General features: G+C 71.7%; 10 protein-coding genes. 8 read left to right on the forward strand and 2 right to left on the reverse strand.

From position 1 onward, the window contains the following. From BLV01_RS14640 to BLV01_RS14675, 8 genes are all read left to right on the forward strand, one after another. Nucleotides 1–11,626, forward strand: an 11,626-nt coding sequence (locus BLV01_RS14640) for a non-ribosomal peptide synthetase (RefSeq protein WP_139178704.1), incomplete at its 5' end; no start/stop codon positions are given. Continuing rightward, complete coding sequence (locus tag BLV01_RS14645; RefSeq protein ID WP_091801003.1) at nt 11,623–12,570, forward strand: ABC transporter ATP-binding protein; 948 nt, start codon at nt 11,623–11,625, stop codon at nt 12,568–12,570. The genes BLV01_RS14640 and BLV01_RS14645, both read left to right, overlap by 4 nt. Next, the gene (locus tag BLV01_RS14650; protein WP_217633518.1) at nt 12,567–13,622 is read left to right on the forward strand and encodes an ABC transporter permease; all 1,056 of its coding nucleotides are present in this window, start codon (nt 12,567–12,569) and stop codon (nt 13,620–13,622) included. Before BLV01_RS14645 ends, BLV01_RS14650 begins: the two co-directional genes overlap by 4 nt. Before the next feature lie 95 nt (nt 13,623–13,717). Further along, nucleotides 13,718–15,034 (forward strand): diaminobutyrate--2-oxoglutarate transaminase, encoded by a 1,317-nt coding sequence (gene ectB, locus BLV01_RS14655; RefSeq protein WP_091801006.1) that lies wholly within the window; start codon nt 13,718–13,720, stop codon nt 15,032–15,034. After that, nucleotides 15,031–15,969 (forward strand): cupin-like domain-containing protein, encoded by a 939-nt coding sequence (locus BLV01_RS14660; protein WP_091801009.1) that lies wholly within the window; start codon nt 15,031–15,033, stop codon nt 15,967–15,969. The genes ectB and BLV01_RS14660 overlap by 4 nt, the downstream gene beginning before the upstream one ends. Before the next feature lie 87 nt (nt 15,970–16,056). Then, nucleotides 16,057–17,127, forward strand: a complete 1,071-nt coding sequence (locus tag BLV01_RS14665; RefSeq protein WP_091801012.1) for an efflux RND transporter periplasmic adaptor subunit — start codon at nt 16,057–16,059, stop codon at nt 17,125–17,127. A gap of 1 nt (nt 17,128) precedes the next feature. Next, nucleotides 17,129–20,194 (forward strand): efflux RND transporter permease subunit, encoded by a 3,066-nt coding sequence (locus tag BLV01_RS14670; RefSeq protein ID WP_091801015.1) that lies wholly within the window; start codon nt 17,129–17,131, stop codon nt 20,192–20,194. 48 nt (nt 20,195–20,242) lie between these two features. Next, nucleotides 20,243–21,058 carry a thioesterase II family protein gene (locus tag BLV01_RS14675; RefSeq protein WP_091801018.1) on the forward strand — a complete coding sequence of 272 codons (816 nt, stop codon included), beginning with the start codon at nt 20,243–20,245 and terminating at the stop codon, nt 21,056–21,058. Between the two features lie 61 nt (nt 21,059–21,119). Here BLV01_RS14675 and BLV01_RS27130 read toward each other — a convergent pair whose 3' ends face one another. Together BLV01_RS27130 and pbpC are read right to left on the reverse strand one after the other, a co-directional pair. Continuing rightward, on the reverse strand, nt 21,120–21,818 hold the full coding sequence (locus BLV01_RS27130; RefSeq protein ID WP_305791402.1) for a helix-turn-helix domain-containing protein: 699 nt from the start codon (nt 21,816–21,818) through the stop codon (nt 21,120–21,122). 420 nt (nt 21,819–22,238) lie between these two features. After that, nucleotides 22,239–24,617, reverse strand: coding sequence for a penicillin-binding protein 1C (pbpC, locus tag BLV01_RS14685; RefSeq protein ID WP_091801021.1), 2,379 nt, complete (start codon nt 24,615–24,617; stop codon nt 22,239–22,241). Nucleotides 24,618–24,627: the final 10 nt, after the last annotated feature.

Below are 24,627 nucleotides of genomic sequence, written 5' to 3' on the forward strand. Positions count from 1 at the left end.
CACCGGCGACCACGGCCGCTGGCTGGACGACGGCCGGATCGAGTTCATCGGCCGCCGCGACCGCCAGATCAAGCTGCGCGGGTTCCGCATCGAACTGGGCGAGATCGAGAACCGCCTGCGCGAACACGCCGGCGTGCGCGACGCCGCGGTGCTGGCGCCGGGCGAGGGCGCCGACCGCCGCCTGCTGGCCTGGGTGGTCCGCCACGAGGACGCGCGCGCGCAACCGCAGGCCGAGTTCCTGGCCGAACTGCGCGAACAGCTGCGCCGCGCGCTGCCCGACTACATGCTGCCGCAGGCGACGATGGAACTGGCGCAGCTGCCGCTGACCAACAACGGCAAGCTCGACGCCAAGGCGCTGCCGCTGCCGGAGGCCGACGCGGGCGGGCAGGGCGAGTACATCGCCCCGCGCGATGGGATCGAAACCGCCATCGCCGAGGTCTGGGCCGCGGTGCTCAAGCTGCCGGTGCAGCGCATCGGCATCGACGCGGATTTCTTCGCTCTGGGCGGTCAATCGCTGCTGGCGATGCGCGCCACCGCGCAGCTGCGCGAACGCCTGGGCCTGGAGGTCGGCGTCGCCGACCTGCTGCAGCGGCCGGTGCTGGCCGAATTGGCGACGCAGCTGCGCGGCGCCGCCCGCGATACGCTGCCGCCGATCGCCGCGCAGCCGCGCGCGGCCGACGCCGCGCTGCCGCTGTCGTTCGCCCAGCAGCGGCTGTGGTTCCTGTCACAGATGCAGGGCGTGAGCCAGAGCTACCACGTGCCCGGCGTGCTGCGCCTGCGCGGCGCGCTCGACCGCGCCGCGCTGAAGCGCGCGCTGGACCGCATCGTCGCCCGCCACGAAGCCTTGCGCACCCGCTTCGAACTGCTCGGCGACGACCCGGTGCAGCGCATCGATCCGGCGCAGGTCGGCTTCGCCCTCAGCGAACACGACCTGCGCGGCCGCGACGACGCGCCGGCGCGCCTGCACGCGCTGATCGAGCGCGAGACCACCGCGCCGTTCGACCTGGAGACCGGCCCGCTCGCGCGCGGCGCCCTGGTCGCGCTGGACGCGGACGAACACGCGCTGATCATCTGCATGCACCACATCGTCACCGACGCGTGGTCGCTGGAGCTCACCATCCGCGAACTGGTCGCGCTGTACGACGCCTTCAGCGCCGGCCAGGACGACCCGCTGCCGCCGCTGGCGGTGCAGTACGCCGACTATGTCGACTGGCAGCGCCGCCACCTCGGCGGCGAGTGGCTGCAACGCCAGGGCGAATACTGGCGCGACGCGCTGGCCGGCGCGCCGGCGCTGCTGGAACTGCCGACCGACCGGCCGCGTCCGGCCGAGCAACGCTACGACGGCGAACTGGTCGGCGTGCGCCTGGACCGCGAGCTCAGCGACGCGCTCAAGCGGCTCAGCCAGGACCACGGCACGACCTTGTACACCACCCTGCTCAGCGCCTGGGCGCTGGTGCTGGGACGCCTGTCCGGGCAGCACGACGTGGTGATCGGCAGCCCGGTCGCCAACCGCCTGCAGGCGCAGGTCGAGCCGCTGATCGGCTTCTTCGTCAACACCCTGGCGCTGCGCGTGGACCTGTCGGGCGAACCGAGCCTGGCGCAGGTGATCGAGCGGGTGAAGCAGCGCACGCTGGAAGCGCAGGCGCACCAGCAGATGCCGTTCGAGCAGGTGGTCGAGGCGCTGCAGCCGCCGCGCAGCCTGGCCCATACGCCGCTGTTCCAGGTGATGTTCAACTGGCTCGGCGAACAGGCCCAGGCAGTGTCCGCGCGCGATCTGCGCATCGAACTGCAGGCGCCGGATCAGGTGGCGGCCAAGTTCGACCTGTCGCTGGACCTGGGCGAAAGCGAGGGCTGCATCGGCGGCGGCGTGGAATTCGCCACCGCCTTGTTCGACCGCGCCAGCGTGCAACGCTGGCTGGGGTACTTCGAACGTGTGCTGCGGGCGATGGTGGCCGATCCGGCGCAGCCGGCGCGGCGCGTGGCGCTGCTCGACGCCGCCGAGCGCGCGCTGATCGCGCAGTGCAACGACACCCATCGGCCCGAACTGTATGCGCAGACCTGGGTCGAACTGTTCGACGCCCAGGCCGCGCGCGCGCCCGAGCGCATCGTCGCGCAGTGCGGCGAGCAGACCCTGACCCACGGCGAACTGCAGCGCCGCGCCGGCCGCCTGGCCGCGGCGCTGCGCGAGGCCGGTGCCGGACCGGAGCGCGTGGTCGCGGTGCTCGACAAGCGCGGGCTCGACCTGTTGGTGGCGATCGCCGCAGTGCTCAAGTCCGGCGCCGCCTACCTGCCGCTGGACCCGGCGCATCCGCCGCTGCGCTGGCGCGAGATCCTCGACGAGGCCCAGCCGCAGTTGCTGCTGCTCGGCGATTCGCTCACGCACCTGCACGAACAGCTCGACACCGGCGCCACCACCGGCCGCGTGCGCAGCCTGGCCGAACTGAGCGAGGCCGCGCCGGTCGACGCGCCGGCGCTGCCGGCGCCGGCGCTGGACGATCTGGCCTACGTGATCTTCACCTCGGGTTCGACCGGCACGCCCAAGGGCGTGATGATCGAACACCGCGGCATGGTCAACAACATGCGCTCCAAGTTCGCGCCGCTGTCGCTGTCGGCCGACGACGTGATCGCGCAGACCGCCTCGCAGTGCTTCGACATCTCGGTGTGGCAGCTGCTGACCGCGCCGCTGCTGGGCGCGCGCACCTGCATCCTCGACAGCGACACCGTGCGCGATCCCGAATCGTTGCTCGACGCGCTGGAACGCCACGGCGTCAGCGTGTGGGAGCCGGTGCCGTCGGTGATGCAGGCCGCGCTGCCGCATGCCCGGCCGTTGCCGGCGCTGCGCTGGGTGCTGCCGACCGGCGAGGCGCTGCCGCGCGAACTGGTGGCGCGCTGGTTCGAGCAGTACCCGCAGGTGCCGCTGATGAACGCTTACGGCCCGGCCGAATGCTCCGACGATGTCGCCTTCGAGCCGATCCTGGCGCCGGTGGCGCGGGTCGCGATCGGTGCGCCGGTCGCCAACGCCGCGCTGCACGTGCTCGACGACGCGCTGGAACCGGCGCCGCTGGGCGCGGTCGGCGAGATCGCGGTGTCCGGCCCGGTGGTAGGCCGCGGCTACTTCCACCGTCCCGAGGAAACCCGCGCCGCGTTCGTCGCCAACCCGCACGCCGCGCACGAGCGCGACGGCCGCCTGTACCTGACCGGCGATCTCGGCCGGCGCCTGGGCGACGGCCGCATCGAATACGTCGGGCGCAAGGACTTCCAGGTCAAGATCCGCGGCTTCCGGGTCGAGCTGGGCGAGATCGAAAGCGCGCTGGCCCGGCATCCGGCGGTGCGCGAGGCGGCGGTGGTCGCCGCCGCGGGCGCGCACGAGGGCAAGCAACTGGTGGCCTTCGTGGTCGCCGCCGCGCCGGTCTCGCCGGACACGCTCAAGCTGCACCTGCAGGCGCTGCTGCCCGACTACATGGTGCCGGCGGCGATCGTGCTGGCGCAGGCGCTGCCGCTCAGCGCCAACGGCAAGGTCGACCGCGCCGAACTGGCGGCGCAGACGGTGCGCGCGCAGGCGCGCGGCGAACGCGCGCCCAACGGCCGCATCGAGGTCGCGCTGGCGCGCATGTGGCAAGACCTGCTGCAGCTCGAACGCGTGCACCGCGACGATCATTTCTTCGAGCTCGGCGGCCAGTGGCTGCAGGCGATGGGCCTGCTCGCGCGCCTGCGCCGCGAACTCAAGGCCGAACTGACCCTGGCCGCGCTGGGCGAGGCGTCGGTGCTCAAGGATATGGCGCGCACGGTCGGCGAGGCGCTGGCCGGACGCGGCCCGGCGCGCACCGCGCGCGAACCGGGCTGGACGCCGCTGGCGCTGCCGGCGCTGCGTCGCTGGCAGTTGCAGCGCGAGGCCGCGCGCACCCGCCACGCGACCTGCGCGCTGCGCCTGGACGGCGGCTTCGACCGCGCCGCGCTGGACCGCGCGCTGCAATTGTGGGCCGCGCGCTTCGACGCGCTGCGCCTGCGCGTGGCCGAATTCGACCAGGAACCGCTGCGCGCGCCGGTGGCGGCGCCGATGGCGGCGCTGCAGTTCGCCGACCTGAGCGGAGCGCAGGATCGCGAGGATGCGTTGGCCGCGCACATCGAGCAGGCCGCATGCGCCGGGTTCGATCTGGCCGACGCCGCGCCGTTGCGCGCGAGCCTGCTGCGCCTGGGCGAGCGCGAGCACGCCCTGGTGCTGGTGGTGCACGCGTTGGCGGCCGACCACTGGCAGCCCGAGCGCGCGCTGGCCGAACTGGCCCGGCTGTATCACCAGGCCGCCGAAGGCGAGGGCGATGCGGTCGGACCGGCGCCGCCGGCCGCGGCCGAAGCGCCGGCGCTGGCCGACGAACACGCCGGCTACTGGCGCGAACGCCTGGCCGCGGCGCCGGCGCTGATCGAGCTGCCGCTCGACCGCGCCCGCCCGTTGCGCCAGGACGATGAAGGCGGGGTGGTGCCGCTGCGCCTGGACGCCGCGCTCGCCGCCGCCGCGCGCGCGCTCGGCGCCGCCCACGGCGCGAGCCTGGAAACCGTGGTGCTGGCCGCCTGGAGCGCGGCGCTGGCGCGCCTGTCCGGGCAATCCGACTTCGTCCTCGGCCGCACCCGCGCCGACGCCGCGCGTGGCGACGCGCCGGCCGGCGCGGTCGATCTGCACGCGCTGCGGATCGAATTGGCGGAGGCGGCCGACGTCGCCAGCTGGATCGCCGCGCTGCAGACCCGCATCGACGTCGACGCGCTGGCGCCGGCGAGCCTGGCGCAGGTGGTCGAAGCGGCGCAGCCCGCGCCGACGCTGGCGCACACGCCGTTGTTCCAGGCCGTGTTCGACTGGCGCGGCGTGCGCGCCGACGCGGTCGCCCTCGGCGACTGCGCCGCGCGCCTGCAACGCCTGCCGCGCGCGCGCGCCGGCTTCGAGCTGGCGCTGGAGCTGGGCGAAGGCGAGGGCGGCCTCAGCGGCGCGCTGATCTACGCCCGCGCGCTGCTGGACGCGGCTACCGCCGAACGCTGGGCCGGCTATCTCGAACACACCCTGCGGGCGATGATCGCCGACCCGGCCGGCGCGGTCGCGCGCCTGGACGTGATCGGCGCGCGCGAACGCGAGCAGCTCTTGCTCGACCGCGCCGGCGCGCGCCGCGACTATCCGCAGCAGCTGCGCCTGCACGACCTGTTCGAGGCGCAGGCGCGCGAGACCCCGTACCGGATCGCGGTCACCGCCGACGACGGCGTGCTGACCTACGCCCAGCTCGACGCCCGCGCGAACGCGCTGGCGCGCTGGCTGCGCGAGCGCGGCGTGCGCGCCGGCACCCGCGTGGCGCTGTGCCTGGAGCGCGGCGTGGACATGGTGGTGGCGCTGTACGCCACGCTCAAGGCCGGCGGCTGCTACGTGCCGCTGGACCCGGACTACCCGCGCGACCGGGTCGCCTGGATCCTGGAAAACAGCGCGCCGCCGGTGGTGCTGACCCACGCCGCGCTGGTGCCGGCGGCGCTCGAAGGCCTGCCGCTGGACGGCATCGAACTGCTGTGCATGGACCGCGAGCGCGAGTGGATGGACTACCCGCAGCATGCGCTGGCGGCCGAAGACGACGACGCCCAGCCGCACGACGCCTGCTACGTCATCTACACCTCCGGCTCCACCGGCCGGCCCAAGGGCGTGGTCAACGAACACCGCGGCGTGGTCAACCGCCTGCTGTGGATGCAGGAGGAATACGGCCTGGGCGAACGCGACGCGGTGCTGCAGAAGACGCCGTACAGCTTCGACGTCTCGGTGTGGGAATTCTTCTGGCCGCTGATGGTCGGCGCCAAGCTGGTGATGGCGCGGCCGAACGGGCACAAGGACCCGGCCTACCTCGGCCAGGTCGTGCGCGACGCCGGGGTGACCACGCTGCACTTCGTGCCCTCGATGCTGCAGGTGTTCCTGGCCATCCCCGAGGCGGTCGCCGGCTGCGGCCGCGTCGCCCGGGTGATCTGCAGCGGCGAAGCGCTGCCGCTGGCGCTGGCGCGCAGCTTCCACGACTACCTGCCCAACGCCGAACTGCACAACCTCTACGGCCCGACCGAAGCCGCGGTGGACGTGACCGCGTGGCCGTGCCGGCCCGGCGACGCGCGCGCCAGCGTGCCGATCGGCCGGCCGATCGCCAACACCCGCATGTACGTGCTCGACCGGCTCGGCCAACTCGCGCCGACCGGCGCCACCGGCGAGCTGTACATCGCCGGTGTGCAGGTCGCGCGGGGTTACCTGGGCCAGCCCGAACTCACCGCCGATCGCTTCGGCGACGATCCGTTCGTGCCCGGCGAGCGCATGTACCGCACCGGCGACCTCGGCCGCTGGGCCGCCGACGGCGCCATCGACTACCTCGGCCGCACCGACTTCCAGGTCAAGATCCGCGGCTTCCGCATCGAGCTGGGCGAGATCGAGAACGCGTTGCTGCAACACGCCGATGTGCGCGAGGCGGTGGTGCTGGCGCGCGAGGGCGCCGGCGGCGACAAGCAGCTGTTCGCCTATGTCGCGCTGGCCCGGCTGCTGCCGGCCGAGGCCCTGAAGGACCACCTGCGCGCGCTGCTGCCGGACTACATGGTGCCGGCGCAGTTCGTGATGCTCGACGCGCTGCCGCTGAGCGCCAACGGCAAGGCCGACCGCAAGGCGCTGCTGGCGCTGGACGTGCAGGCCGAAGGCGCCGCCTACCGCGCGCCGGTCGGCCGGATCGAACTGGCGCTGGCGCGGATCTGGCAGGAACTGCTGCAGGTCGAGCGGGTCGGCCGCGACGATGCCTTCTTCGACCTGGGCGGGCATTCGCTGCTGGCCGCGCGCGTGGTCGCGCGGCTGCGCCGCGAGCTTAAGGTCGAGGTCAACATCGCCGAACTGTTCGCCTTCCCGGTGTTCGAGGATTTCGCCCGCGCGGTCGCCCAGGCGATCGACAGCGAGCTGCCGCCGATCGCGCCGGTCAAGCGCGACGGTGCGCCGATGCCGCTGTCGTTCGCCCAGCAGCGGCTGTGGTTCCTGGCGCAGATGGACGGCGTGGCCGAGACTTACCACGTGCCGGCGGTGCTGCGCCTGCGCGGCGAACTCGACCGCGCCGCGCTGCGCCGCGCGCTCGACCGCATCGTCGACCGCCACGAGACCTTGCGCACCCGCTTCGTGCTGGTCGACGGCGAGCCGATGCAGCGGATCGACCCGCCCGGCGCCGGCTTCGCCCTGGACGAATGCGACCTGCGCGGCGTCGCCGACGCCGAGGCGCGCTTGCGCGCGCTGATGGACGAAGAGGCCTGCGCGCCGTTCGACCTCGCCGCCGGGCCGATGGCGCGCGGCCGCCTGGTCGCGCTGGCCGACGACGACCACGCCGTGCTGATCACCCAGCACCACATCGTCACCGACGAGTGGTCGCTGGACGTGACCCTGCGCGAGTTCGGCGCGCTCTACAACGCCTACCGCGGCGGCGGCGAAGACCCGTTGCCGGCGTTGCCGGTGCAGTACGCCGACTACGCCGCCTGGCAGCACGCCTGGCTCTCGGGCGAGCGCCTGCAGTCGCAGGTCGATTACTGGGCGCAGGCGCTGGCCGGCGCGCCGGCGCTGCTGGAGCTGCCGACCGACCGGCCGCGTCCGGCGCAGCAGGCCTTTGATGGCGCGGTGTACGAGTTCGAGCTCGACCGCGAGCTGACCGACGCGCTCAAGGCGCTGAGCCGGCGCTGCGACGCGACCTTGTTCATGACCTTGCTGGCGGCGTGGTCGGTGGTGCTCGGGCGCCTGTCCGGGCAGCGCGACCTGGTGGTCGGCAGCCCGATCGCCAACCGCATGCAGCTCGAGATCGAGCCGCTGATCGGCTTGTTCATCAACACCCTGGCGCTGCGCGTGGACCTGTCCGCCGATCCCAGCGGCGAGCAGCTGCTGGAGCAGGTGCGCCAGCGCACGCTCAGCGCCCAGCGCCACCAGCAGATGCCGTTCGAGCAGGTGGTCGAGGTGGTGCAGCCGCCGCGCAGCCTGGCCTACAGCTCGATCTTCCAGGTGATGATCAACTGGAAGCCCGAGGCGACCCAGGCGCTGCAGCTCGACGGCCTGACCCTGGCGCCGCAGCGCGCGCCGTACGTGCTGTCCAAGTTCGACCTGACCCTGGACCTGGCCGAGGCCGACGGCCGCATCGTCGGCAGCATGGAGTACGCGACCGCGCTGTTCGACCGCGACACCATCGCCCGCCATATCGGCTACCTGACGCGCGTACTGCAGGCGCTGGCCGCCGACGCCTCGCGCCCGGTGCGCGCGATCGAACTGCTCGGCGAGGACGAAAAAGCGCTGCTGCACGGCTTCAACGACACCTACCGGCCGGAGCTGATCGACCGCACCTGGCCGCGGATGTTCCTCGACCAGGTCGCGCTGACGCCCGATCGCATCGCGGTGGAGTGCGAACAGCAGCGCTTGACCTACGCCGAACTGGAAGCGCGTTCGGCCGCGCTGGCGCAGACCCTGCGCGCGCAGGGCGCCGGCCCCGGCACCATCGTCGCGCTGCTGGACCAGCGCGGCACCGACCTGATGACGATGATCGTCGCCACCTTGCGCGCGGGCGCGGCCTATCTGCCGCTGGACCCGACCCACCCGCCGCAGCGTTGGCTGGAGATCCTCGACGAGGCCCAGCCGGGCCTGCTGTGGGTCGGCGAAGCGCTGGCGATGGAGCGGCGCTGGCTCAAGCGCAAGTGGAAGGGCGAGCGCGTGCGCAGCCTGGCCGAACTGGACGCGGCCGTCGTCGCCGATGCGGCGCCGTTGCCGCTGCCGGCGCTGGACGACCTGGCCTACGTGATCTTCACCTCGGGTTCGACCGGCAAGCCCAAGGGCGTGATGATCGAGCACCGCGGCATGATCAACAACATGCGCTCGAAGTTCGCGCCGCTGTCGTTGTCGGGCGAGGACGTGATCGCGCAGACCGCCTCGCAGTGCTTCGACATCTCGGTGTGGCAGTTCCTGACCGCGCCGCTGCTGGGCGCGCGGGTGTCGATCATCGGCAGCGAGACCACCCGCGACCCGGGCGCGCTGCTCGACCGGCTCGATGCGCAGGGCGTGACTGTGTGGGAACCGGTGCCGTCGGTGATGCAGGCGGTGCTGCCGTACCGCAAGCCGCTGCCGGCGCTGCGCTGGGTGCTGCCGACCGGCGAGGCGCTGCCGCGCGAGCTGGTGGCGCGCTGGTTCGAGCAATACCCGGACGTGCCGCTGATGAACGCCTACGGCCCGGCCGAATGCTCCGACGACGTGTCGTTCCAGCCGATCCTCGGGCCGGTGGAGCGGGTGCTGATCGGTACGCCGGTGGCCAATGCGCACCTGCACATCGTCGACGAGGAACTGCGGCTGGTGCCGCTGGGCGCGGTCGGCGAGATCGGCGTGTCCGGCCCGGTGGTCGGCCGCGGCTACCTCAACCGGCCGGACGAGACCGAAAGCAAGTTCCGCCCCAATCCTTATGCGCGCCACGACGCCGACCGGCGCCTGTACCTCACCGGCGATCTCGGCCGGCGCCTGCCCGACGGCGGCATCGAGTACGTCGGGCGCAAGGACTTCCAGGTCAAGATCCGCGGCTTCCGCATCGAGCTGGGCGAGATCGAAAGCTGCCTGGCCCAGCACCCGGCGGTGACCGAGGCGATCGTGACCGCGCGCGAGCTCGGCCATGGCGACAAGCAATTGGTGGCCTACGTGGTCCAGGACGGCGCGGGCGTCGGCGTGGACGCGCTCAAGGCGCACCTGCGCAACGCGCTGCCGGACTACATGGTGCCGGCGGCGATCGTGATGCTGGAGGCGATGCCGCTCAACGCCAACGGCAAGGTCGACCGCAACGCGCTGCCGGCGCCGTCGATGGCGGCGCTGCAGCAGGCCGAGTACGAGGCGCCGGCCAGCGCGGCCGAACGCGCCATCGCCGAAACCTGGCAGGAACTGCTGGAGCTGCCGCAGGTCGGCCGCGACGACAGTTTCTTCGAGCTCGGCGGCAACTCGATCCTGCTGATCCGCATGCTCGGCCGCCTGCGCGAGCGCGACCTGGACTTCAGCGTCACCGACGTCTACCAGCTACGCACGGTCAAGGCGCTGGCCGAAGCGGCGACGCCGCGCGCGGTCGGCGTGGACGAGTGGCTGCGCGGGCAGGGCTGGGCGCACCGGCGCGTGGCGCTGGACCCGGCCGGGCCGGCGCGCAGCGTGCTGCTGCTGGCGCGCGAAGGCGACGAGCCGGCGCGGCGCAGCGAACTGCAGCGCGTGCTGGCGGTGGCCGAAGACGCGCCGGATTTCGTCCGCATCCAGGACGATCCGGCCGCGGCCGCAGCTGCGTTCGAACTCGCCGGGCCGGCGGCACTGGCCTTGCCGCCGCCGGCGCTGCCGGCGGTGGCGCAGTTCGATGCGCAACGCGCGCAGTGGCGGCAGGCGCTGCAGGCCGCGCCGCCGGCCGAGGACTTCGGCTTCGGCGCGATGCAGCGCAGCCTGCTGGCCTGGAACCGCCGCGACAGCGTCGAGGTGTTCGAGATCGCCGGTTGGTACGACGCCGCCGAACTGCGCGCCGCCTTCGCCGCGCTGTGCGCCGAGCAGGAACTGCTGCGGGCGATGCCGCGCAACCAGGAGGCGCAATGGCGGTTGCTCGCGCCGCAGGCGCTGGCGGCCGCGCCGCTGCCGCACCTGGACCTGCGCGGCGCCGACCGCCTGCGCCAGGACCTGGAGCTGGCCGAACTGGTCGAAGCGCTGCACCGCGACGGCAGCGGCGCGCCGCTGGCCTACAGCGCCGGCTGGGTGTCGCTGTCCGATACCCGCCATTGCCTGGTGTTCGCGGTCGATCACCTGATCTGGGACGGCGTCTCGGCGCGGGTGCTGCGCGAACGCCTGCTGCAGCACCTGTGGCGGCAGGCGCAGGCGCCGAAACACGGCTACCGCGACTACCTGCGCGCCGTGCAGGCCGCCTGCACGCCGCAAGCGCGCGAGGCCGCCGACCAGGTGCTCGGCCACGCCGCGCTGGCGCAGGCGCTGCAGGCCACTGCGCAACGCCTGCAGGCGCGCGCCGCGCAGCCGCTGCGGGTGTTCGCGGCCAGCGTTGCGGTGGCCGCGAACGGCACCGCGGCGGAGCAAGCGTTCGAGACCTTCAAGCGCTGGGCATTGGGACTGACCGGGCTGGAGCGGGTCAGCATCGTGCTCAACCACCACGGCCGCGAACTGGGCGAACGCAACTACTTCGACCTGTTCGGGCTGTGCCTGGACAAGATCCCGTTCGCGGTCGCCGCCGACACCAGCCTGGTGGAGCTGTCCGACCGCACCGCGTTCCTGCAAAGCCAGGGCTTGCACTACGCGACCCTGGAAGCGGCGGACGCGGACGCGACGCGCGCGCCGACCTTGCCGGCGCTGGCCGAGGAAGTGCAGTTCAACTTCCAGACCGAGGCCGCCTCCGCGGTCGCGGCGGGGCTGGACGAGGGCTACCTGCTGGCCAAGCTCGGCGACTTCCGCGGCCTGCTGTTCGAGGCCGCGGTCGCCGAGGGACGTTTGATCGTGCACTGCGCTTGCCGCAGCGACGACCCCGAGGCGGCGCAGGCCGCGCTCGAAGCCGCCTGCCGCGGCGAAATCCTCGCCGCGGCGGCCGAACCCGACTCGCTGGAGGCTCCATGATCCACTCGCTCGAAGTGCACGATGTCCGCAAGAGCTACGGCGATTTCCAGGCCGTCAAAGGCATGAGCTTCAAGGTCCGCCAGGGCAGCTGCTTCGGCATCCTCGGCCCCAACGGCGCCGGCAAGACCACCTTGCTCGGCATGATCGAGGGGATCGTGCCGATCACCTCCGGCTCGATCAACCTGCTGGGCATGGACGTGGCCACGCAGATCCGCAAGATCCAGCCGCGCATCGGCGTGCAGCTGCAGCAGAACAACTACTTCCAGTTCCTCAGCGTGGCCCAGCTGCTGAAGTTCTACCAGCAGCTGCGCCGCGCCGGCGGGCCGCCGCGCAAGGGCCAGTCGATCGAGTGGCTGCTGCAGCGGCTTGGGCTCAGCGACAAGCTCAAGTTCAAGGTCGACGAGCTGTCGGGCGGGCAGAAGCAGCGCCTGTCGATCGCCATCGCCCTGCTCGAGGACCCGGACGTGATCTTCCTCGACGAGCCGACATCGGCGCTGGACCCGCACAGCCGCCACCTGACCTGGGAGTTCATCGAGCAGCTCAAGCAGGACCCGAACAAGACCGTGATCCTGACCACGCACTACATGGAAGAGGCCGAGCGCCTGTGCGACGAGATCATGATCATGAACGACGGTCGGGTCATCGCCCAGGGCAACCCGGCCGAGCTGGTCAGCGGCATGCAGGCGCGCCAGGCGATCCAGTTCCAGTTCGCCAAGGGCCAGTTCAAGCTCGAGTACGTGCAGGACCTGGCCGACGCCACCGACCTGCATTGGGACGACCAGAACGACCGCCTGCGCGTGACCACGCGCGAGGTGGCGCAGACCATGCGCAGCATCCTGGAACGGAGCCAGAGCCAGCGCATCGACGTCATCAACTTCGACATCGACCGTCCCAGCCTCGAGGACGTGTTCCTTTCGCACACCGCCAAGGATCCGCGCGAATGATCGGCAAGACCTGGGTGTTCTTCAAACTGCGCATGCTGCAGATCTCCTACGACAAGAGCGCGCTGTTCTTCTGCTACGTGCTGCCGGTGCTGCTGCTGCTGGGCGTGGGCTATGCCGGCGACTCGCGCATCGCCCTGAGCTACGGCGGCGACGCCGCCACGGCCGAGGCCAAGGCGCTGGTGGCCTACCTGGACAAGCACGAGCTGGTGAAGCTGGAGCGCTACGGCGACGCCGCCACGCCGGCGCGCGAGGCGCTGCAGAACAACCAGCTCAAGCACTACCTGGAGTTCGCCGCGCCCGGCGCCGGCGCGCCGGCGCGCCTGTACGCCAACTCGCTGGCCGAGAACCGGGTCGAGAACACCGCGCTGCAAAGCGTGCTCGACGGCTACTACCGCCAGGGCGCGGTGCCGGCCGGGCCGCAGCAGGAGACCGTGGCAATCGGCAAGTTCGGCTCCAAGATCATCAGCCTGCTGCCGGGCCTGATCGGCATGACCTTGCTGATCGTCGGCCTCAACGGCTTCGGCGCGCTGCTGATCGAGGAAGAGCACCACGGCCTGTACAAGAACATCAAGACCATCGACGTCTCGCCGGTGCCGTTCCTGGCCGGGCTGTTCATGTCGCGGATGATGATCGCCTACAGCGTCGCGGCCTCGCTGTACCTGCTCGGCATCTTCGTCTTCGGGGTGCCGTTCGACATCAACTACCTGCTGCTGCTGTTCGTGCTGACCCTGGGCGCGGTGTCGTTCCTGGCCATGGGGCTGGCCTTCGCCACCATCAGCCCGTCGGTGACCGCCTTCACCGGCATCACCAACTTCGTGCAGATGCCGCTGATCCTGCTGGGCGGGGTGTTCTTCTCGGTCAAGGCGCTGCCCGAATGGGTGCAGTGGGTCGCGGTCGGCACGCCGCTGGCGCAGTTCAACACCGCGCTGCAGGCGATCTTGTTCGATTCGGTGGGCTTCGCCGACCTGGGCAAGGTGCTGCCGCAGATCGCCGGCCTGATGGGCTGGTCGGCGCTGGCGCTGCTGGTGGCGCGCTTGCGTTTTCGCTGGTAAGGCCGCGCCGCGCGCGGCGGACGTTTTTCGGTATCGATGATCGGCAATGGGGACCGCCGCAACGGCGGCCGACGACAACCAAAATGGGGATCCACATGAACGCCAACGCACTGGAAGCCTTCGAGAAATACGAATCGCAAGCCCGCTCGTACTGCCGCGAATTCCCGGTGGTGTTCGCCCGCGCCAAGAGCAGCTACCTCTACGACGAACGCGGGGAGGCGTTCATCGACTTCCTGTGCGGCGCCGGCGCGCTCAACTACGGCCACAACAACGAAGCGATCAAGCAGGCGGTGCTGGACTACATCGGCGGCGACAACATCATGATGAGCCTGGACCTGCACTCGCAGGCCAAGCGCGATTTCATCGAGACCTTCCAGCGCCTGATCCTGCAGCCGCGCGGGCTGGACTACCGCCTGCAGTTCACCAGCCCGACCGGCACCAGCGTGGTCGAGTCGGCGATCAAGCTGGCGCGCAAGGTCACCGGCCGCCAGAACGTGGTCGCCTTCACCAACGCCTTCCACGGCATGACCGGCGTGTCGCTGAACCTCACCGCCAACCGCTACCACCGCCAGGCGGTGGGCTACGGTTCGGTGTCGCGGCTGCCGTACGACGGCTACCTGGGCGAGGTCGATACGGTCGATTTCCTGCGCAAGCTGCTGGAAGACCACAGCTCGGGCCTGGACCTGCCGGCGGCGGTGATCCTGGAATCGGTGCAGGGCGAGGGCGGCCTCAACGTCGCCTCGGTGCAATGGCTGCGCAAGCTGCGCGAGCTGACCGCCGAGTTCGGCATCCTGCTGATCGTCGACGACATCCAGGCCGGCTGCGGCCGCACCGGCCGCTTCTTCAGCTTCGAGCGCGCGCAGATCGAGCCGGACCTGGTGTGCCTGTCCAAGTCGATCGGCGGCATGGGCTTCCCGATGGCGCTGCTGCTGGTGCGTCCGGGCATCGACGCCTGGTCGCCGGGCGAGGACAACGGCACCTTCCGCGGCAACAACCTGGCCTTCGTCGCCGCCGCCGAAGCGCTGCGCCGCTACTGGGACGGCCACGCGTTCGAGCGCGAGCTGGCCGACAAGGAAGCCGGCATCCGCCGCGCGCTGGAGGCCATCGCCGATGCGCATCCGGCGATGGTCCGCCAGGTCCGCGGCCTGGGCCTGATGCAGGGCCTGGAATTCCACGCCGAGCAGGACACCGCCGCGGTGATCCAGGCCTGCTTCGAGCGCGGGCTGGTGGTGGAGTGCTGCGGTCCGCGCGGGCAGGTGCTCAAGCTGATGCCGGCGCTGACCATCGAACCCGACGTGCTGGCGCGCGCGCTGGAGATCATCGCCATCGCGGTGGACCTGCGCGCCGAGCACCGGCCGGAACTGGCCGAACTGCTGGCGCCGCTGGCGGCGGCGCAGGGCGCGCCGGCATGAAACCGCTGACCGTGCTCGACGCGCTCGACGAAGCGGGCTTCGTCGCCGACTACGTGCAGCGCAACCGCCCGGTGGTGGTGCGCGACCTCGACTTCGACCCGGCGCGCTGGACCCCGGCGGCGTTCCGCGCCGACCTGGGCGACCTGCCGGTGCAGGTCTACGACGCGCTGTTCGACCTGCAGGAAGTGGCGACCCTGGCCGACTACCTCGACCGCCAGTTCGGCCATCCCGGCGACTACCGCGAGGGCGTGCCGTACGTGCGCTGGTACAACCAGCTCAAGGGCGTCGACCACGCCTGGGGCGACGAGGCTTTCGCCCGCCTGGCGCTGCGCTGGCGCATGCCCTCGTTCCTGCCCCGGCAAGGCCTGCTGGTGCCGGCGCGGGCGCAGTCCGACGCCACCGTCGATGCGTTTCCGTACCGCGGCATCCTGGTGTCCGCGCGCGGCGCGCGCACCCGCATGCACCGCGACCCGTTCTGCAGCGACGCGGTGGTGGCGCAGTTCCACGGGGTCAAGGAAGTGGCGATGTACCACCCCTCGCGCGCCGAGGAACTGGCCGCGCGCCGCCAGGACGGCAGCTCGTTCGGCGGCTTCATCGACGTGCGCGGCGCCGACCTGGGCCGGCTCGCGGTCGAGCCGGACTACCACGGCTTCATCCGTCCGGGCGAGGTGATCTACATCCCGCACGGCTGGCTGCACGACGTGATCGTGGTCGAGGACTCGATCTCGGTGACCTGGAATTTCGTCCACGAGCGCGGATCGATGGAATTCATCGACTACCTGATGAGCGGCTCGGAAAGCGACAGCGAGTTCGAAGTGCTGCGCTATTTCTATCGCCAGTCGGGCTATGAGTTCGGTTCCTCGCGCGACATCGTCAAGGCCTTCAACCAGAAGTTCTGCGAATTGCAGGAACTGCTGGAAGCGCAAGCCGCCTGATCCCGACGCCGTGCGCGGCGCCGCTCCCGCAGGGGGGCGGCGCCGCGGCGCGCGCGGACCGCTCCATCCTCCAAGAGACTCGATGCAATGAGCGCCACTCGCAGCTACCTGGGAATCGGCATCGCGCTGGCCGTGGTCGGCGCGGTCGCCTGGTTCGGCCTGGCCGGACGACCGCAGCCGGCCGCGGCCGCGACCATCGCCGCGCCGGTGCTCACCGTCAGCGTGGTCGCCGCGGACAAGCGCGCGGTCGACGACGCCATCGCCGTGGTCGGCGCGACCGTGCCGCGCGAGAACGTGGTGGTGGTGCCGGAGCTGGCCGGCCAGCAGGTGCGCGAGATCCACGCCGACGTCGGCGACTACGTCAGGAAAGGCCAGCTGCTGGCGGTGCTGGACAGTTCCAACCTCACCATCCAGAGCGCCGGCCTGCGCTCGGAGTACGAGCGCACCCGCGGCGAGTACGAGCGGGTGCAGTCGCTGCAGCCCTCCGGCGCGGTCAGCCGCGAGTTCGTCGCGCAGAAGAACGCGGCCTACCAGGTGGCGCTGGCGAACCTGCGAAACGCCGAGCTGAGCGTGCGCCGCGCGCGCATCGTCGCGCCGACCGACGGGCTGATCTACGAGCGCAGCGCCGCCATCGGCGGGCTGACCAGCTTCAGCGAGCCCTTGTTCAAGCTGGCCAAGGACGGGCTGGTGGAGATGGAGGCCAGCGTGCCCGAGCGTCAGGTCGCGCGCCTGCGCGTCGGGCTGCCGGCGAGTCTGCGCCTGGCCGGCGAGAGCGCGCCGGTGCAGGGCGAGATCCGCCTGATCGCCCCGCGCGTGGACAGCGCCAGCCGCTCGGCCAGCGTGCGCATCGCCCTGCAGCGCCCCGGCGAGAGCGCGCACCGCGCCGCGGTCGGGATGTTCTGCGAGGCCGCCATCACCGTGGCCCAGGTCGAAGGCTGGGTGTTGCCGGGCAGCGCGCTGCAGCAGGACGCCGCCGGCGCGTTCGTGTGGTCGGTGCGCGCCGGCAACGCGGTGCGGCGGTTGCCGGTGGAGGTGGTCGCGCGCACGCCCGAGCACGTGGTGGTCGCGGCGATCGGCGCCAGCGAGCGCGTCGTCGCCAAGGCCGGGCCGTTCCTGCGCGACGGCGACATCGTCGCGCTGACCCAGGCGCGCCGCTGACATGCGCAAGAGCCTGTCCGCCTGGTCGATCGGCAACCCGATCCCGTCGATCCTGCTGTTCGCGCTGCTGACCATCGCCGGCCTGCTGGCGTTCCTGGAGCTGCCGATCACCAACATGCCCAACGTGGCCATGCCGGTGGTGACCGTGCAACTGGTGCAGCCGGGCGCGCCGCCGTCGGAGATCGAGAACCAGATCACCCGCAAGGTCGAGGGCTCGCTGGCCTCGCTGCAGGGCGTGCGCCACGTCAGCTCGAAGATCGTCGAGGGCGTGTCGCTGACCACGATCGAGTTCGCCCTGGAGACCGACATCGACCGCGCGGTCAACGACACCCGCGACGCGGTCGCCAAGGTCCGCAACCAGCTGCCGACGACGATGGAAGAGCCGGTGGTGCAGCGTTCGGAGGACAACGGCGAGGCGATCCTGGTCTACAGCGTCGAGGCGCCGGAGATGAGCGCCGAGGAGCTGAGCTGGTTCATCGACGACAGCCTGCACCGCGAACTGCTGTCCATCGTCGGCGTGGCGCGGGTGCAGCGCGGCGGCGGCATCGACCGCGAGATCGGCGTGACCCTGGACCCGGCCACGCTGTCCGCGCTGGGCGTGACCGCGGCCGAAGTCAGTCGCCAGCTCGCCCAGACCCAGACCGACGTGCCCGGCGGCCGGGTGCTGCTGCAGGGCACCGAGTACGCGCTGCGCACGGTCGGCCGCGCCGCCACCGTCGAGCAATTGCGCGAGTTGCGCATCGCCGTGGCGGGCGGGCGCGAGGTCAAGCTCGGCGATCTGGGCACGGTCGCCAACGGCGGCGCCGAGGCGCGCTCGGTGACCCGCCTGGACGGGCGCCCGGCGGTGACCTTCTCGGTGTACAAGAGTCGCGCCGCCAGCGAGGTGTCGGTCGCGCGCTCGGTGCAGCAGCGCCTGGACGAACTGCAGCAGCGCCGCGGCGACCTCAAGTTCCGCCGCATCTTCTCGCTGGTCGAGCTGACCGAGACCGGTTTCCGCTCGACCATGTACACCTTCGGGGAAGGCACGATCCTGACCGTGCTGGTGGTGTTCGCGTTCCTGCGCGACCGCCGCGCGACCGCGATCGCGGCGCTGACCATCCCGCTGTCGATCATCCCGACCTTCCTGTGCATGCAGTGGCTGGGCTTCACCCTCAATTTCGTCAGCCTGGTGGCGGTGTCGCTGGTTACCGGCGTGCTGGTCGACGACGCCATCGTCGAGATCGAGAACATCCACCGGCACATGCGCGAGGGCCGCGGCCCGCGCGAGGCGGCGCTGGTCGCCAGCGACGAGATCGGCCTGGCGGTGGTGGCCACGACCCTGGTGATCTGCGCGGTGTTCCTGCCGGTGGGCTTGATGGACGGCTTGCCGGGCCAGTATTTCAAGCAGTTCGGCCTGACCGTGGCGATCGCCGCGTTCTTCTCGCTGGCGGTGGCGCGGCTGATCACGCCGATGCTGGCCTCGCGCCTGTTGCGCATGCCCAGGCATGGGCACGAGCAAGGCGACGGGCCGTGGACGCGGCGCTACCTGGCGGCGGTGGAATGGACCCTGCGCCACCGCCTGAAGACGGTGGCGATCGCGGTGGCCACGCTGGCCGCCTCGTTCGCGCTGGTGCCGCTGCTGCCCAGCGGCTTCATGCCGTACCAGGACTTCGGCCAGGCCAGCGTCAGCGTCGAATTGCCGCGCGGCAGCAGCCTGGCCGACACCGACGCGGCCGCGCAGCAGGTCGCGCGCATCCTCAAGGCGCGGCCGGAAGTGGCCTATGCGCTGACCACCGCCGGCACCGGCGACGGCGGGGTCAACCGCGCCACGGTGCTGGCCAAGCTGGTGCCGGCGCACGAACGCGCGCTCGACGAACGCGCTTTCGGCAACGCCATGCTGCCGCAGCTGGAAGCGCTGCCGGACCTGCGCGCGCGCTTCGACAACGCCACCGGCAGCAAGGACCTGACGTTGTCGCTGGTCAGCGAAGACCCGGCCGACCTGGCCCGCGCCGCCGAGGCGCTGGAGCGGCAGATGCGCGGGCTGAAGGGATTGAGCAGCGTCGGCAGCGACAGCGGCCAGCAGCAGCCGGAGATCACCGTCAACGTCGACTCGGCCAAGGCCGCGCAACTGGGCATCACCGCGCAGCAGATCGGCGATGCGATCAACATCTCCACCATCGGCGACAACGACAACCGCCTGGCCAAGTTCGACTACGACCACCGCCAGGTGCCGATCCGGGTGCGCCTGCCGCGCGAGTTCGGCCGCGACCTGGGCGTGCTGGAGAACCTCAAGCTGGCCACCGCCGACGGCGGCAGCGTGCCGTTGGCGGCGGTGGCGACGCTGCGCTTCGGCGTCGGCCCGACCACGATCGAACGCTACGACCGCCAGCGCCGCATCGACCTGAGTGCCAACCTCGACGGCATCGCCCTGGGCACCGCGCTGGAACGCATCCGCGCGCTGCCGGCGATGCGCGAGCTGCCGCGCTCGGTCAGCGTGCTCGACACCGGCGACGCCGAGTTCATGGGCGAGTTGATGGCCAGCTTCCTCAAGGCCATCGGCGCGGGCCTGCTGCTGGTGTACTCGGTGCAGGTGTTGCTGTATCGCGACTGGCTGCAACCGCTGACCCGCATGGCCGCGCTGCCGCTGTCGATCGGCGGCGCGTTCGCGCTGATGTTCCTGACCGGGACCGAGTTCGGCCTGCCGGCGATGATCGGCGTGCTGATGTTGATGGGGATCGCAGACAAGAACTCGATCCTGCTGGTTGACTACATGCTCGAGCGCATGCGCGCCGGCGCGCCGCGGCGCGAGGCCATCGTCGAGGCGTGCCGGGTGCGCGCGCGGCCGATCGTGATGACCTCGCTGGCGATGGCCGCCGGCATGCTGCCGACCGCGATCGGCGCCGGCCTGGACGCCGCGTTCCGCGCGCCGATGGCGATCGCGGTGATCGGCGGGCTGGTGTCCTCGACCGCGCTGAGCCTGGTGTTCATGCCGGTGTTGTTCAGCTGCATGCGCGATGTCGAGGAATGGCTGTGGGCGCGCTGGCGTACGCACGACGCGCCGCCGCAGCCGCAGCCGGCGGCGTCCTGATCCGGCCGCCGGCTGCGTCCCTTCGTTGCGCTACCCGAGCTTTCGCCGATGCCGACTTCGTATCCGCTGTCCTCGCCGTCTCCTGCCTCGTCCGACGGGCCGCGCCTGCCGTGGTTGCTGCGCCGCCCCGGCGCGCCGCGCGCGCTGCGCCTGTACGGCTTCGCCTACGCCGGCGGCGACGCCGGCATGTACCTGTCGTGGCAGCCCTCGCTGGGCGCGCAGATCGAGGCCTGCGGCGTGCAGCTGCCGGGCCGCGGCGTGCGCCTGCGCGAGCCGCCGGCGCAGGCGATGGAGCCGCTGGTGGAGCGCCTGGCCGCGGACATCGCCGCGCAGCCGCGGCAGCCGTTCGCGCTGTTCGGCCACAGCCTGGGCGCGCTGCTCGCGTTCGAGGTCGCGCGCCGGCTGCAGCGGCTCGGCGCGCCGGCGCCGCTGCACCTGTTCGTGTCGGCGTGCGAGGCGCCGGGCTACCGGCGCGTGGGCCGCGACCTGCACAAGCTGCCCGACGAGGCGCTGATCGAGGTGTTGCGCGACTACAACGGCACGCCGGCCGAAGTGCTCGGCGACCGCGAGTTCATGGCCCTGGTGCTGCCGACCCTGCGCGCGGATTTCGCCCTGGCCTGCGAATACGTCCACCGGCCGGGGCCGAAGCTGCGGGTGCCGATGAGCGTGCTGGTCGGCGAACGCGAGCGCGAAGGGCGCTGGAGCGAAGTCGATCGCTGGGCCGAGCAGACCGAAGCGGGCTGCGAACTGCACCGCTTCGACGGCGGCCACCTGTTCGTCGACAGCCACCGCGCGGCGGTGGTCGATCGCGTGCGCGAAACCCTGCTGCGCGCGCTGTCCGCGCCCAGGGCGCAGGCCGGCTGACCCGCGCGCAGCGGGGCGGGGCAGGGCAGGCCGCGCGGCGTCGCCGCCGCGCGGGCCGGGCTCAACCCAGGTTCATGCGGTTGGCGATGCTGACCGCCTGGGTGCGGTTGAGCACGTTCAACTTCGAGTAGATGTTGCGCAGATGAAACTTCACCGTGCGCTCGGCGATCGACAGGATCAGGCCGACCTCGCGCGAGGTGCGGCCCTCGGCGATCCACTGCAGCACTTCCTTCTCGCGTTCGGTCAGGTCGTTGGCGCGCTCGAACAGCGCCGGGACGGGCGCCGGACGCGGCGGTTGCAGCGGATACGGGCGCGGCGAATGGGCCGGTTCGGGGTAGCCGGCCGCGTGGCGGGCGGGCGCATCCAGCGCGGCGGCGTGGTAGGCCGGGGCGATCGCGCGCGAGGTCTCGGCCGGCTTCGGCGCGGCGGCGACGTCGCTCAGGTACCAGGGGCGCTCGCGCTCTTGCGGCGGGCGTTCCTTGGCCGGATGCGGGTCGGGCGCGGCGGGGTCGGGCCAGGGCGGCGCGGCGAGCAGGCCGGTGCCGCCGCCGTGCAGGAAATACATCTGCAGGCAGCCGGAAATGAAATCGGCGAACAGCGCCCGGGTCGCGGCCTGTTGCTCCTCGGCCAGGTCGTGCCCAGGGGCGACCAGGGCCTGCAGTTTATGCAGGACGTCTTCCAGGTACTGCTTGCACCCAGGGGCCTGCGGCGATTGCGTGCGTGCGGCGCCGGGCCGGTCTCGCGAGACAGCTCCTTCCACGAATCCCTCCGATCAAGAAAATCAAATGCGGCCCGTACCGGCGCCAACCGTCATGATTAATCGCCGAAGAACTGTGGCGGCCGAATGTTTCTCCGCCATTACTGAATTATATTAATGATAATCGCCGCGGCCCCACCCGCGGCCCGCCCGGAAAATCGCCCAGGTGATTATCGCGCGCGGCGTCGCGATTGAATATCGGATGCCGGACGGACCGAGGCTTAGAATAAATGACCACGCCTGCGGTGACTAGCGCGTCATGCGCATTTTGTGTGCCAGTACGCAAACCCGAAGCGTGTTAGGCGTCGAGATTCGCGACATTCAGCATAGTCATTTGGTTTGTTGCATTAATAAATCTTTCGCAAGAATCGTATACGCGCGCAATATCCGGCGGGCGGCGGGAAATGAGACGGCGGTTGCCGGTTACTTCACCACTGCCACTTCGATCTCGCGCTCGTCGCTGCGGCCGTGGTCGTCGACCGCGGTCAGGCGGAACTGGCCGGTGCGGTCCGGCGTCCACGCCAGCGCCTTGCCGGCTTCGGCGCTGCCGATGAAGGTGTTGCCGATGAACCAGTACAGGCGCGAGACGTCGGCGTCGACGGTCGCCGCCAGGCTCAGCGACAACTGCTCCGGATGCGAGAGCCGCATCGTGTAGCGGGTGGCGCGGAACGGCGAGGTGATGCTCGGCGCGCTGCCGAGCCAGTCCTGGGCGCCGCCGCAGTCGTGCCCGGCCGGCGGGCGCCGGCGCGGGATGCCGGCCTGGACGAACACCTGGGCCAGGTCGGACGGCCAGAATTCGTACACCTGCTGGCGCATCGTCGCCGGATCGAAGCGCCCGCACACCGGCTTGCCGGTGGCGTTGTCGACGATCACCGCGCGGTGCACGGTGCTGATCCGGATCGGCGACTTGCCGGGGATGAACCAGGTCGTGCCGCGCTGCGGGCACCAGGCGTTGGGCAGGTCGCCGCTGGCGCGGCACACCTCGACCCGCTTGAGGTTGAGCGGCCATTGCCGCGCCGGTTCGGCCAGGTCCGCGCGCGCGGCCTGCAGGCCGTCGACGATGTCGAAGAACAGCGGCGCCGCCGCTTCCACGCCGATCAGCGCCGGATTGCTGGCGCCGTCGAAGTTGCCCAGCCACACCACCAGCACGTAGGGGCCGACCAGGCCCGCGCTCCAGGCGTCGCGGAACGCCCACGAGGTGCCGGTCTTCCACGCCACCGGCAGCGGCCGCGAGGCCGATTGCGAGCCGGCGTCGGGGCGCGGGTTGTGGCGCAGCATGTCGCGGGTGATGAAGGCGGCCTCGGCGCTGAGCAGGCGCGCGCCGTCCTCTTCCGGGTCGCTCTGGCGCCAGCGCAGCGCGCGCAGGCGGCCGTCGTTGCCGAGCATCGCGTACATGCGCGCCAACTCCTCCATCGTGACCTCGCCGCCGCCGAGCACCAGGGCCAGGCCGTAGTGGTCGCGGCTGGCCATGCGGCTCACCCCGGCCTGGCGCAGGAAGTCGTAGAAGCTGGGCTGCTTGAGCTGGGCGGCGACGTAGACCGCGGGAATGTTGCGGCTGCGCACCAGCGCCTCGGTCGCGGTCACCGGGCCCATGAAGCGGCCGTCGAAGTTCTCCGGCGTGTACGGGCCGAACGCGCTGGGCACGTCGCGCAGCACGGTCTGCGGATGCAGCACGCCCTGATCGATCGCCAGGGCGTAGATGAAGGGCTTGAGGGTGGAACCCGGCGAGCGCTTGGCGGCGGCGCCGTTGACCTGGCCCTGGATGGACGCGTCGAAGTAGTCTGCCGAGCCGACCAGCGCGCGCACGCCCATGTCGCGGGTGTCGATCAGCATCGCGCTGGCGTTGCGCAGGCCGCGGCTGCGGCCCTGGCGCAGGTAGTTGCGCACGCGCTCTTCGAGCAGGCGCTGCAGGCGCAGGTCCAGGGTGGTGGTCAGCTCCGGGCCGGACTGCGGATGCCAGGCGCGCTCGGCCAGCACCCGGTCGGCCAGGTGCGGCGCGCGGTAGGGCAGCTCGCGCGCGCTGCGCAGGCGCAGCGGCAGGCGCAGCAGCGCGTCCTGGGCGGGATCGTCGGGATGCGACTCGCGCCAGCGCGCGTACAGGCGCGCGCGCGCCGCTTCCAGGCCGGCGCCGATGTAGTAGGCGTCGTCCTCGCGCGCGGCCAGCCGGCCGCGCCGCGACGGCGCCTGCGGCAGCACCGCCAGCGCCAGCGATTCGGGCAGGGTCAGCTCGCCGGCGGGCTTGCGGAAATAGATCAGGCTGGCCGCGCCGACGCCCTCGATGTTGCCGCCGTAGGGCGCCAGGTTGAGGTAGGCCTCGAGGATCTCGCGCTTGGAGTAGCACAGCTCCAGTTGCGCCGCGCGCGCGATCTGCACCAGCTTGCCGCGGATGTCGCGGGTCTGCAGCCGCCAGCGCAGCCGCGCCAGCTGCATGGTCAGGGTCGAGCCGCCCACGCGCGCCTCGCCGCTGCCGTAGGTCGACCACGCGCCGCGCACCAGGCTGACCGGGTTGAAGCCCGGATGCCAGTAGAACCAGGCGTCCTCCTGCAGCATCACCGACTCGACCAACTGCGGCGAGATCTGCTCCAGCGGCACCCACAGGCGGTAGCGCTGGTCGCCGGCCAGCGCCAGCCGCAGCAGCCGGCCCTCGCGGTCGCGCACCACGGTCGACAGCGGGATCGCCTCGGCCAGGCCGGGGCGCGGGTACACACGCACCGCGACCAGCGCCGCGGCGAGGGCGGCGAGCGCGATCAGCGCCCACCGCCATCGCTTCAGTCCCCGGCGCAGGGACGACAGCACCTTCATCGGATCGGGC

It is taken from the genome of Lysobacter sp. yr284, assembly GCF_900107375.1.
Classification (GTDB): Bacteria; Pseudomonadota; Gammaproteobacteria; order Xanthomonadales; family Xanthomonadaceae; genus Lysobacter.

What these genes read in the sequence shown, in the direction of transcription:
- BLV01_RS14665 (WP_091801012.1), top strand. Translation starts at nt 16,057, where the DNA reads ATGAGCGCCACTCGCAGCTACCTGGGAATCGGCATCGCGCTGGCCGTG.
- BLV01_RS14675 (WP_091801018.1), top strand. Translation starts at nt 20,243, where the DNA reads ATGCCGACTTCGTATCCGCTGTCCTCGCCGTCTCCTGCCTCGTCCGAC.
- BLV01_RS14670 (WP_091801015.1), top strand. Translation starts at nt 17,129, where the DNA reads ATGCGCAAGAGCCTGTCCGCCTGGTCGATCGGCAACCCGATCCCGTCG.
- pbpC (WP_091801021.1), bottom strand. Translation starts at nt 24,617, where the DNA reads ATGAAGGTGCTGTCGTCCCTGCGCCGGGGACTGAAGCGATGGCGGTGG.
- BLV01_RS14645 (WP_091801003.1), top strand. Translation starts at nt 11,623, where the DNA reads ATGATCCACTCGCTCGAAGTGCACGATGTCCGCAAGAGCTACGGCGAT.
- ectB (WP_091801006.1), top strand. Translation starts at nt 13,718, where the DNA reads ATGAACGCCAACGCACTGGAAGCCTTCGAGAAATACGAATCGCAAGCC.
- BLV01_RS14660 (WP_091801009.1), top strand. Translation starts at nt 15,031, where the DNA reads ATGAAACCGCTGACCGTGCTCGACGCGCTCGACGAAGCGGGCTTCGTC.
- BLV01_RS14650 (WP_217633518.1), top strand. Translation starts at nt 12,567, where the DNA reads ATGATCGGCAAGACCTGGGTGTTCTTCAAACTGCGCATGCTGCAGATC.